Below are 12,044 nucleotides of genomic sequence, written 5' to 3' on the forward strand. Positions count from 1 at the left end.
CGGTTCCATGCGAACCGATTCCTCTCCCGGCACCCTGCCGGCGCGGGAGCACCTCCCGGCCGCCGGAGCCGATACGCCCGTCCTGGACGTAGTGATTCCCGTCTACAACGAAGAGAAGGACCTCCGCCCATGTGTGCTCAGGCTGCAGCAGCACCTCATGCGCACGTTCCCGTATCCGTTCCGCATCACGATCGCGGACAACGCGTCCACGGACGCCACTCCGCTGCGGGCCGCGCGCCTGGAGGCGGAGATCGCGGAGGTGACGTCAATCCGGTTGGACCAGAAGGGCCGCGGCCGGGCGCTGCGCACCGTCTGGTTCGCCTCGGAGGCCCCGGTCCTCGCCTACATGGACGTGGACCTGTCGACCGACCTCAACGCGCTGCTGCCCCTGGTGGCCCCGCTCATCTCGGGTCACTCCGACCTTGCGATCGGCTCCCGCCTCAGCCGCAGTTCGCGGGTCGTGCGCGGAGCCAAGCGGGAGTTCATCAGCCGCACCTACAACCTGATCCTGCGGGGCTCGCTGCAGGCCCGCTTCTCGGACGCGCAGTGCGGCTTCAAGGCGATCCGGCGTGATGTGGCCCAGGTGCTGCTGCCGCTGGTCGAGGACACCGACTGGTTCTTCGACACCGAGATGCTGGTCCTCGCCGAGCGGGCGGGCCTGCGCATCCACGAGGTCCCGGTCGACTGGGTCGACGACCCCGACTCCACGGTCCACATCGTGAGGACGGCGACCGACGACCTCAAGGGCGTGTGGCGCATCGGCAAGGCACTGGTCACCGGTTCGCTGCCGCTGGACCGGCTGACACGGCCGTTCGGCGACGATCCGCGCAACCGGGAACTACCGATCGTGCCCAAGGGCCTGGCCCGCCAACTGGTCGGCTTCTGTGTGGTCGGCGGCCTGTCGACCCTCTTCTACCTGCTGCTCTACAGCCTCTTCCGGCAGATCTCGGGAGCACAGATCGCCAACGCGTTCGCCCTGCTGGTCTCGGCGATCACCAATACGGCGGCCAACCGCCGGCTCACCTTCGGTGTCCGCGGCCGGGACGGCGCCGTCCGCCATCAGGCGCAGGGCCTGGGCGTCTTCGGTATCGGCCTCGCCCTCACCAGCGGCTCCCTGGCCGCCCTGAACGTGGCGACCAGCCATCCCGCGCATTCCACGGAACTGGCGGTGCTGATCGCCGCCAACCTCGCGGCGACGGTGCTGCGGTTCCTGCTCTACAGGGCCTGGGTATTCCCGGACCGGCGCTGCTCGACGCTCCCGTCGCCCGTCGTGGTCCACGGACCGACCCCGCCCACCCACGCCACGGCGATGGCCCCGTACGACCACCCGTACCAGCCGCACCCCACGGCGCCCCAGGACCTGCATGAGACGGACCGGTTCCGCGTCGATGCCACCTCGGACCGCACCACCCGGGGAGACACGACCGTGCGATTCAAGCCGGTGCGTCCGCACGACACCGACCCGAGGGGTTCCCGATGACCACCCACTACGGCCCGCCTACCCACCAGGGGGGCGCTGGTCCCCACTCCTGGGGTCCGCCCCCGGTCGTTCCCCCGCCGGCCCCCGCACCCGGGGCCGGTGAGCCCCGGCAGCTGTTCGCGCGCAGACTCTGGCGCGGGCGGCCGGAGGACCCGTGCTGGGTGCGCCCCGCCTTCTGCGGCCTGCTGCTCGCCGCCGGACTGCTGTACCTGTACAACCTCAGCGCCTCCGGCTACGCCAACTCCTTCTACTCAGCGGCGGTCCAGGCCGGCAGCAAGTCCTGGAAGGCGTTCTTCTTCGGCTCGCTGGACGCGGGCAACGCGATCACCGTCGACAAGCCCCCGGCGGCGCTGTGGCCGATGGCTCTGGCGGTGCGGATCTTCGGCCTCGACGCATGGGCGATCCTGGTCCCCGAGGTCGTCATGGGCATCCTCACGATTGCCGTTGTGTACGCGGCCGTCCGGCGCCGGTTCAGCCCCGCGGCCGGCCTGATCGCTGGCGCCGTGCTCGCGATCACCCCTGTCGCGTCGCTGATGTTCCGGTTCAACAACCCGGACGCCCTGCTCGCGCTGCTGATGGCGCTCACGGTCTACTTCGTGGTCCGAGGGCTGGAGGACGGTCGCACCAAGTGGCTGGTGTGGGCGGGTGTCGCCGTCGGCTTCGCCTTCCTGACGAAGACCCTGCAGGCGTTCCTGATCCTGCCCGCGCTCGCGCTCGTGTACGGCGTCTGCGCGCCCGTGACGCTGAGGAAGCGACTTGGGCAGCTGGCCCTGTCAGCCCTCGCGGTGGTCGTCTCCGGCGGCTGGTGGGTGGCGATCGTCGAGTTGTGGCCCGCGTCCTCGCGCCCGTACATCGGCGGCTCGCAAAACAACTCCTTCCTGGAGCTGACCTTCGGCTACAACGGCCTCGGCCGCATCAACGGCGACGAGACCGGCAGCGTCGGCGGCATGGGCGGCGGTCACATGGGCGGCCAGTGGGGTGAGTCCGGCTGGGACCGGATGTTCAACTCCGAGGTCGGGTCCCAGATCTCCTGGCTGCTGCCGGCCGCGCTGATCCTGTTCGTCGCGGGCCTGGCTCTGACCTTTTCCCGCTCCCGACTCCACTTGAGCAGGGACACCCCCGTGGCCGGGCGGACGGACCGGATGGACCCGGCGTTCGGGTCCTTCCTCGCCTGGGGCGGCTCGCTGTTGATGACCGCGGTCGTCTTCAGTTACATGGCCGGCATCTTCCACCAGTACTACACGGTGGCGCTCGCCCCCTACATCGCCGCGCTGGTCGGCATGGGCGTCACGGTCCTGTGGGAGGAGCGGTCGCGGATGTGGGCGTCGCTCACGCTGGCGGGCGCCGTCACGGCGACCGCGGCCTGGGGCTACGTGCTCCTCAACCGCACGCCCGCCTACCTGCCCTGGCTTAAGTGGCTCGTTCTGGTCGGCGGTCTGGTCGGCGCCCTCGGACTGATCTTCGTGGCCCGGCTCGGACGCCGGCTCACCCTCGCGACAGTGGGTCTGAGCGTCGTGGCCTCGCTCGCGGGTCCGGCCGCGTACACGCTCACCACGGTGAATCAGGGGCACACCGGCTCGATCGTCACGGCCGGTCCGGCGGGCGCGAGCATGATGGGCGGCCGCGGCGGTCCAGGCGGTGGCGGCATGCGCGGCGGCTTCCGCGGTGGCATGCCCGGCCCGAACGGCCGGAACCAGCAGAACGGCAACGGCAACGCCCAGAACCCGCAGGGTGGCTTCCCCGGCGGCCGGACGGGCGAGGGCCGCGCGGGCGGCGCCGGCGGCCCGGGCGGACTGCTCAACGGCACGAACGTCGGCTCCGAAGCCAAGAAGCTGCTGGAGAAGGACGCGCGGAAGTACACCTGGGTCGCCGCGTCCATCGGGTCCCAGAACGCCGCAACCTACCAACTCGCCACCGGCGAAGCCATGATGGCGATAGGCGGCTTCAACGGCAGTGACCCCTCCCCGACGCTGGCGCAGTTCCAGAAGTACGTGGCGGCAGGCAGGATCCACTACTTCATCGCCAGCGGCGGCTTCGGCGGCGGCAACAGCAACGGCGGCTCCAACGTCTCCTCGCAGACCAGCTCGTGGGTCGAGCAGAACTTCAAGAAGGTGACGGCTGGTGCGGCCACCTTCTATGACCTCACGCAGAGGACGAGCACCGGCTGAGGACTCGCCCCCGAAGGGGTGGCCCGGGCACGCCCGCCCGGGCCACCGAATCGAGGGTGCGGTGCTGTTCGCAAGCCAAGCGTCGAGGGCCTTGACCAGCAGGTGCAAGAGGTCGCAGTGGCTCCGCGGGATGGCCACGAGGCTGTCGGGGGCGACCTCACGTGCGTCGGGCATCGGCTACGACCCGACTGCGGAACCGGGCCCTCGTGCGGCGATCAGCTCGGGGGCTCTGACCTGGGGTTTCCTTGGTGGCGGCTGCGGCTCGTCTGTCATTGCCGGTTGCCGGTTGCCGGTTGCCGTTGGGCGTGGCCTCGGACGGCCCGGGGACGCCACACTTACCCGGTCTGATCACACCGCCTGGCTCATGCAGGCGGATCCCCTCTCCGCCCCTGATCAGATGTGGTGTGCGTCCGACGTCGACCGCCCCGATCCTCTGTGTTCGGTGTCAGACACCGATGTCGCTGATGTGGACACGCACGAGATTGGTCCAGTCGCTGTGGGTCGGGGCGCGTCGGAGACTGGGACTCGATGACGATCCGCTCAGGAGCACAGGGACCGCAGGGTAATGACACGCGACCGCACATCTCTGGTCGGCTGGAGTCGATGGCCTTCTCTCCTGCCTGCCGCGGTGCTCCTCGTCGCGGTCGTCGTCGATGTACTGACCCCGTCAGGATTCAGCGTGTTTCCGCTGCTGGCGGCCGTTCCCGTACTGGCCGCCCCCGTGTACTCGCTGTCGGGCACAATCGCTACCGGCGTAGTGACACAGCTGATCGGGATATCCCTGGCATACACGAAGGAGAACATCACCCTTACCGAACACTTCGTTCGATTCACAAGCGTCGTAATCCTGACCGTTCTGGCCGCGATCCTCAACCAGGTCATGGCCAAAGACCGGAAGCAGTTGAAGGACACCCGTGAGGTAGCCGAGGCTGTCCAGCGGGCGGTGCTCCCCGCCTCCCCCGAGCGGGTCGGGCCGCTGGACGTGGCCTCCCGGTACCGGGCCGCCGCGAAGGAGGCTGCCATCGGCGGCGACCTGTACGCCATCCACCCCACACCCGACAGCGTTCGGATGATGATTGCCGACGTGCGGGGGAAGGGACTGGGCGCGGTCCGAACCGTCAACAGGCTGCTCGGCGCCTTCTACGAGGCCGCGGCTCACGACTCCGGCTTGACGGACGTGGTCGACCGTCTGGAGGAGCTCATGCAGTGGGTCGATGCCGAGGAGGAGGGCACCGAATCCTTTGCCACCGCTGTCCTCATCGACGTCCCCAACGACGGCTCCGCCATATACGTGATCAATCTGGGACACCCGGCGCCGCTCCTCGTCCACCAGGGCCGCGCGAGTCCGCTGGAGCCGTCTGCCCCGTCCCTGCCGCTGGGCCTGGGCGACCTGGGCCGCACCCGGGTACCGGTCGATCGGTACACCCTGCCGCACGGCGCGACCCTGGTGCTGTTCACTGACGGCCTGGTGGAGGCACGCGACCGCCACGGCGCCTTCTACGATCCCGTGCCATTCCTGTCCCGTCCCCTCCCAGCGGACCCCGGTGTGATCCTGGACGCCCTCCTCGCCGATCTGACCCGGTACACCGAAGGACGCCTGGACGACGATGCCGCCCTCCTGGCCGTTACCCGCCTGCCGGACGCGTCCGACGGCACTCACAAAACTCGCTCCCGCACCTGAGGGGTCGCCCAACAGCGCCAGGCACTGCTACTGGGCCACGACGGCGGTGTGCCTAGCCAGCCAGCCAGCCAGCCCGGACGGTGGCGGTGCCGGCGGACCCGGCTCGTGCCGCCGCGGCGCGCTGACCTGCCGTGATCGGGCTCATGGTCGAGGCTGCTCGGCCGAACCGCGGGTTGGAGGAGATCCTCAGCCTCGTTTCTCGCAGCCGCGCTCTGGCTTCCTTCGCATTCACCCGGCCGATGCGCCGAGCGGGCGAGGTCGGGTGCTGGGGTTTTAGCGTCGTAATGCCTTGCGCTGTGACGGGACCGCAAGGCTCGGGCGGCGCTTGCACGCAGCGCCCTGGGCAGGGGCCGCCGTCCCACCTGCCATGCTGCGGCCGGAAGGAGACAGGCTCCGGCCTGGCTGGCCCCAACCGGCTTGCGGGATCGGATGCGCACTTCCCCGGTATCCGTGGCGCGGGCCTCCTTCTGGACGGGGGATGCGCAGCCTGGGCCGTCGGGCACTGCCTGCCGGCCGGGCCACTGCGCACGCTGACGTGCAGCGACTTCGGGGCCTGCGCATTTCGGCTGGGTGGGCTGCGCAATCCGCTGAGCTGCTGTGGCGGGGGTCATGTTCGGGGTTTTGGGGCTTGTGGTCGGCTTCATGGTCGGGTGGCAGGAGTCTGGTGCTGGGCTGGGTGGGGGTCCGGCGCTGGGGTGGGCCCGCCCTTCTTCGCAAGCCGGGCGATGAGTGGGAGGAGGGGCGGGTGCTCGGAGGGCGCCTCCTGCCGGGCGCCGCGCATACGGGCCAGACCAGCCGACGACTCCGACCGCACCACCGACCGGGACGATCCGACCAGGGTCGCGAAGTGACAACACCGTTCTCTGCTTCGACGTACATGCGGCGAGGCGCCGCACTCGCCAAGGAGTGCGGCGCCGCTTTGCCGTGCGGTCAGTACCGCGGGGTCAGTCTTCGGCCCCGGGCACGTTCGCGTACATGTGGTGCTGCGGTGCCGGCATCTTGCTGTGCTGCCCGCGGATTGCCTTCCAGATCTCCTCGTTGAGGGCCGAGGAGTCGGCCTGGTCGGGCTCTCCGGAAAGCTCTTCCGGCGTCATGGCCAGGGAGGGGAAGACCGACGGGTTCGTGGTCGGGCTGGTCTGGCTGAGCGGCTGCTGCCGCACGGCCGGCTGGGAACCGACCGGTGGGGCGTAGGACACCCAGATCGGGTAGCTGCCGACCTGGATCGGCGTGCCGGCCTTGCCCGTCTCGGTCGACAGGGGCACGAGCTTGCCCTCACCTGCCGCGGTGGCGAACACCGTGCCGCCGTCGGGCGAGACCACGACACCGCTCGCGGCGGAGCCGGCGGTCAACGCGGGCTTGGCGGTCCCGGTCGCGAGGTCGATCGGGGTGACCTTGTCGCTGCCGGTGTTGGCCACGTAGGCGGTCTTGCCGTCGGCCGAGATACTGATGTTGAACGGCGTCGCACCGGCCTTGATCCGGTCGCCCGGGGTACCGGTGGCGAGGTCGATCGGCGTGACGTCGCCGGATCCCATGTCGGTCACGTACGCGGTCTTGCCGTCGGGCGTGATGGCGATGCCGAACGGCTGGCTGCCGGTCTTGATCGCCGTACCGGCGGTACGGGAGTCGGTCTTGACCGGAGTGACGGTGTCGCTTCCCTTGTTCGCGACGTACAGCGTGGAGCCGTCCGGGGTGAGCGCGAGGTTCTCCGGGCCGCTGCCCACAGCGATCTCCGCGCCTGCCTTGCCGGTCGCGATGTCGACGGGCTGCACCGCGTTGTCGCCGTAGGCGCTGACCCACAGGGTCTTGTTGTCGGGGCTGACGGCGAGTCCGGCCGGGGTCTTGCCCACCGGGATGGTGGACACGACGGCGTCGGCGGCCACGTCGATCACGCTGACGGTGTTCGAGCCCTGATTGGCGACGAACGCCTTGGTGTGGTCGGGGCTGACGGCGATCGTGCCGGGGGCCGAGCCGACCTGGATGTCGGCCATGCGCTTACCGGTCGACACATCGACGGCGGAGACGCTGTTGCTGGAGAAGTTCGCGACGAAGGCCTGCGGCACCTGCGCGATGTGCGGGTCTGGTACGACCGCCTCCACGGTGGCCTGCTGCGAGCCGGTCATGTGGCCGTTGATGGGGTAGTCCGCCCGCACGGTGAACCGCTGCTGACCGGGCGTGGCCCCCGAAGGCACCTCGACCTTCCAGGTCAGCGTGGAGTCCGCGCCGGGGGCGACGGTGCCCAGGTCCGACTGGCCGTCCGGAGTGGCCTTCCACCCGTCCGGGGTGGTCAGCTGCACCTTCGCACCGGTCAGCGGGGTGCTGCCGGGGTTGGAGACCTTGCCTGTGACCGTGACGGTCTGACCAGGCTTCAGGATCGGGTCGGAGACGGTCGTCGTGACGCTCGGCGCCGCGACCGCGCCGTACGGGGCGAAGTCGGGCTTGTCGGTGAAGGAGTAGATCATCGGCAGCGCGGCCGCGTCGTACTGCGACATCGGATCGACACCCAGGAACAGCTCCATGGTGCGCAGCATCGACACCTGGCTGTAGAAGTGCGAGTCGACCTTGCCGGTCTGCGTGTACGGGCTGATGACCGAGGCGATCGTGCGGTGCGCGTCGACGTGGTCGGGGCCCGCCTGGGCGTCGTCCTCGACGACGAAGATCGCCGTGTTCTTCCAGTACTTCGAGTGCGAGACGGTGTCGACTATCTTGCCGAGCGCCAGGTCGTTGTCCGCGACGAGCTGCTTTGCCGTCGCCCCGCCCGCGGTGTGGTCGCGCGGCAGGTCGATGAACTGCATGCTGGGCAGGTTGTCGTGGGCGACGTAGTCCTGGAACTCCTTGTTCCACAGGTCGTAGCGGTGCTGGTCGCTCACGCCCATGTCGTACCACGGGTAGGTGTGGTTGGTGGAGGCGTCCAGCAGCGGGTCGTGCGCGCAGAAGTCGCCCTTGGCGCAGGTGACCTTCTCGTCCTGGCCGATCCAGGTGCTCGGCACCGCGAACTGGCCGTAGTTGCGGAACGGCACCTTCTTCTGCGCGAGCTTGTCCCACAGGTAGGCGTGGTCGGGGTCGGCGCCGGCGGCCGCCACGTCGGGGTGGTAGCCCTCGGAGTCGTACTCCGAGCCGTTGCCGCCGTAGCCCTGCGCGGTCCCGGTCTCGTTGTAGGGGTTGGAGCTGGCCTGGGTGGCCCACTGCCAGCCGTTCTGGCTGACCTCGCCGTTGACGTAGAAGTTGTCGAGGGTGACGAACTGGTCGGCGAGCTTGTGCTGGTTGGGTGTGACGTCCTTGCCGAAGATGGCCAGGGACGGGTCGCCGTTGCCCTTGTGCAGGTCGCCGAGAACCTGGTCGTAGGTGCGGTTCTCCTTGACGACGTAGATCACGTGCTTGATCGGCGAGGAGTCGCCGACGTTCCGGGGCACGATGGTGCCGGGCGTCTTGCCGTCGAAGCCGCGTACCTTGTTCTTGTCGCCGAAGCCGTTGTTCTCGCTCACCTGGCGGGTGTACTTGGCGAGCTGGTCGGCGTCCGGGACCGGCACGACGGACAGATAGCCCTGCAACTGGTTCTCGACGTACGGGTGGTTGTCCGGGTTCGAGGGGTCGGTGCCCTTGTTCGGGCCGGTGCCCAGACCCTTGGCGCTGGTGACGAGCAGCCGCTTGCCGTCGGGCGTGACCTGCACACCGGTGGGGTACCAGCCGGTCGGGACGAGGCCCTTGACCTGGCCGAACTCGCCGCGGTCGGAGACGTTGACGACAGCGACGTCGTTGTTGCCGCCGTTGGTGACGTAGAGCGTGGCCTTGTCGGGGGAGAGCGCCAGGTTGGTGGGCTGCGCTCCGCCGTGCGCGCCCTTGAAGGGTGCCAGCGAGATCGTGTCGATGACCTTGTTGCTGTCGGTGTCGACCACGGACACGCTGTCGTTGTCGCCGTTGGCGACGAACAGGCGGTGGTGGTCGGCGTCGAGGAGCATCACGTTCGGATGGGTGCCGACCGTGATCGCGGGCTGCGGGGTGAGGGTGAGGCCGTCGACCGAGAAGACCGAGACGGTCTTCGCGCCCTGGTTGCTGACGTAGGCGGTGCGCCCGTCCTGCGAGAGCGTCACCCCGTACGGGTACAGCTCCACCGGCGCCTGCTGGGTCTTGCCGGAGTCCACGTCGACGGCGATGAGCGAGCGGGAGTACTGGCCCGTCGCGTAGACGGTCTTGTCGTCCGGGGACACCGCCACATTCTGCGGGTACGAGCCCTGCGGCAGACGAAGGGACTTGTTCACGCTCAGCTTGCGCGCGGCAGAGTCCCAGTCCAGGACGAGGATCGCGTTCTTGCTCGCCGTCGCCAGGTAGACGCGGCTGCCGTCATGGCTGAAGGCCAGACCCGGCGCCACGCCCTGAGGCGTGGAAGAGTTCGACGTGTCGAGCTCCAACTCCTGCAGCAGTTTGCCGTCGACGGCGTCGAGTACCTGCACGGTCTGCTTGCCGTGCGTATTGCGCACGATGTTCGGTACGACGACCGCGCGGCCGTCGGGCGAGAGCACTGCGTTCGCCGGGAAGAAGCCGGCGGCCTTCTGCGTACCGGCCGGAGTCACCCGCCAGCCCGCGGGGGTGTACGCGGTGCCGTCGCCCTGAGGGCCCGCGTGATTGAACCCGCCGACGGCGACCGCCAGTCCGCCGCCCATGACGAGCGCGCTGGCGCAGACCGCCGCCACCACCGGCTTGCGTGACCTGCGTTCCTGTCCGCGCAGGAGTCCTGTCCATCTCACGGTTCGTGTCCCTTCCGTGGACTTCCGTTTGCCCCGCTCAGTGCGGGGAGGGACCGGAGCGTGCCCCTCCGGCTGTTGCGAGACTCCTCGCCACAAGCGACCGGAAAGGCGGTTCACGCTGTCGTACGCATGAACGCGTCCCCACGTCTGGGCTAGACCCGTTATGTTTTAGTAATATGACGGTAAGACAGCTCTTCATCGACGCAAACATGACCTTCGCCGCTGGCGCCAACGACCTGGTCGTCGACCTCGGTGCACCGACCCACGTCAAGCGGCCGGCCTTCGGCCCGAAGCGGCCCGGCAGCCGGCTGGTCGGTGGCGGGGCAGCAGGCAGGCGAAGCCGTCGACGATTTCGATCCGCTTACCACGCGGGACGTCCAGCAGCCGCACCCAGAGCTAGTCGGTATCGCCGCTCACCTCGCGGGCGCGTCCGGGAAGCGCCCGAACGAGGCATGGACTATGTCGACGAAGACGTCGAGATCCTTGTGGGTCGTGGGACGGATCGCCATTGCTTCCGCTGCCGCCTCGGGATACGCCGTCAGCGCGACGTCCAGCAGGACCTTGCCTGGATCATGGACGCCTTCGCGGACCACCTGTCGGACAGCCCGCTTCATGAAAGCGCGAGGTTAGGCAAGTGCGTTGTCGGGTCCGGTGTCGTCGGGTGCCGCGACGGAGATATTCGGACGACTGCCGGTCGCCTGGGACGCCTGACCGAGGGTTGGTGCCCGGCGGCCGACGACTGGCCGCCGGGCGGACACGGCTCAGACCAGCGCGTTCTTGTAGAAGATGCTGGAGCGCCGGTCGCCCTCCACGCCGGTGGCGAAGCCGATGAAGAGGCGGGCCTCGCCGGCGTCGGTGCGGTAGATCGCCAGGCCCTCGGGCTCGCGGTAGTGAAGGGTGGAGCCGGCCTTGGTGAGGACGGGGCCCTGCTTCACGGTGCCCGTGTTGATGTCGATGCTGGTGACGTAGGAGTTGCCGTCGCCGGTGGGGGTGCCGTCGCCGGGGTACGCGTCACCCGTCAGGTAGTACATGTACGAGCCGTAGAGGGTGTAGCCCTGCGGAGTGCCGGAGATCGTCGGCTGCTTGAAGTCGACAAGCGGCGAGCCGAAGCTGCGCGTCTCGAAGGCGGAGAGGGGGTACACGGCGATGCGCTTGCCGGCGCTGGTGTGGTAGCGCACGATCATGCGCTGGTAGACCGGGTCGACGGAGCAGGTGTACTCGGTGGCCCCAGAGATCGGCCGGTAGGCGGCCGAGGCAGCCGGCGAGCCCGGGGTGGTGTTGGCGGTGTAACGGATGGGGGCGAGCGCGGTGCCGTACCCGTTGGTGTTCGTGGCGCACTCGATCCACAGCTCGGTGCCGGAACCGCTCGGCAGCGCGGCGAAGGCGACGCCGTGGCCGAAGCCATTGAGGTGCATGTACGAGATGTAGTTCCCGGCGAAGTCCATCTTGTTGATGCACAGGTCACCGGCGGACTCGGCGCTTCCACTCCGCTTGGTTGCCACGAACAGGTACTTGTTCACCCAGTCGAAGGCGAAGCTCTGCTGGACCCGCGGACCGTGCGTGTTCTTGGAACGGAATAGGTCGTACGACGGCTGCGTGAGATCGAACCGCTTGGTGGTGGCCACCGCGGCGGAGGCGGTCTGCGCGCCGACGCCGAGCCCGAGCGCGGTGAGCGAGGCGCCGGCGCCGGTGCGTAGGAGGCCGCGGCGGGAGAGGGGGAAGCCAGGGGTGCGGTTCACGGGCGACTCCAGGGGGCATGGGTGGAGGGCACGGACACGTGATGCGATCCGTCACAGGGTGGTGTGAGTACCGGGTCTCGGTGGGCAGTTGGCTGTCCGGTTGCCCGGAGGCCAGGCGCGAAGTGGTGTCGTCCGGGGCCGCCCCGGACCGGGTGGAGAGGACTTCGCCCGCCTTGGCTGACCTCGCTGTTGTGGTTCGCGGACTTCGGAGCGCGCGGCGCGGATCGCGGTCAG

6 protein-coding genes are annotated in these 12,044 nt (G+C 69.1%); 3 read left to right on the top strand and 3 right to left on the bottom strand.

Features of this window, described 5'->3' with window-relative positions:
• The first annotated feature begins 7 nt into the window (after positions 1–7).
• From ACIQFZ_RS21450 to ACIQFZ_RS21460, 3 genes are all read left to right on the top strand, one after another.
• The gene (locus tag ACIQFZ_RS21450) at positions 8–1,480 is read left to right on the top strand and encodes a glycosyltransferase (RefSeq protein ID WP_402691900.1); all 1,473 of its coding nucleotides are present in this window, start codon (positions 8–10) and stop codon (positions 1,478–1,480) included.
• Positions 1,477–3,648: a glycosyltransferase family 39 protein gene (locus tag ACIQFZ_RS21455; RefSeq protein ID WP_402691901.1), complete on the top strand. Its 2,172-nt coding sequence runs from the start codon at positions 1,477–1,479 to the stop codon at positions 3,646–3,648. The genes ACIQFZ_RS21450 and ACIQFZ_RS21455 overlap by 4 nt, the downstream gene beginning before the upstream one ends.
• A gap of 628 nt (positions 3,649–4,276) precedes the next feature.
• Complete coding sequence (locus tag ACIQFZ_RS21460) at positions 4,277–5,329, top strand: PP2C family protein-serine/threonine phosphatase (RefSeq protein WP_402691902.1); 1,053 nt, start codon at positions 4,277–4,279, stop codon at positions 5,327–5,329.
• A 944-nt stretch (positions 5,330–6,273) separates the two neighbouring features.
• On the opposite strand, the gene ACIQFZ_RS21465 is transcribed toward ACIQFZ_RS21460, so the two are convergent.
• The 3 genes from ACIQFZ_RS21465 to ACIQFZ_RS21475 all read right to left on the bottom strand — a co-directional run bounded on the left by ACIQFZ_RS21465 (position 6,274) and on the right by ACIQFZ_RS21475 (position 11,810).
• Positions 6,274–10,071, bottom strand: a complete 3,798-nt coding sequence (locus ACIQFZ_RS21465) for a beta-propeller fold lactonase family protein (protein WP_402691903.1) — start codon at positions 10,069–10,071, stop codon at positions 6,274–6,276.
• A gap of 413 nt (positions 10,072–10,484) precedes the next feature.
• Positions 10,485–10,685, bottom strand: coding sequence for a hypothetical protein (locus tag ACIQFZ_RS21470; RefSeq protein WP_365423436.1), 201 nt, complete (start codon positions 10,683–10,685; stop codon positions 10,485–10,487).
• Positions 10,686–10,832: 147 nt separating this feature from the next.
• Entirely contained in the window at positions 10,833–11,810 is a 978-nt protein-coding gene (locus tag ACIQFZ_RS21475) for a teichoic acid biosynthesis protein C (protein ID WP_402691904.1), read from the bottom strand.
• Positions 11,811–12,044: the final 234 nt, after the last annotated feature.

The sequence above is a fragment of the Streptomyces sp. NPDC093064 genome, from assembly GCF_044754605.1.
GTDB lineage: Bacteria > Actinomycetota > Actinomycetes > Streptomycetales > Streptomycetaceae > Streptomyces.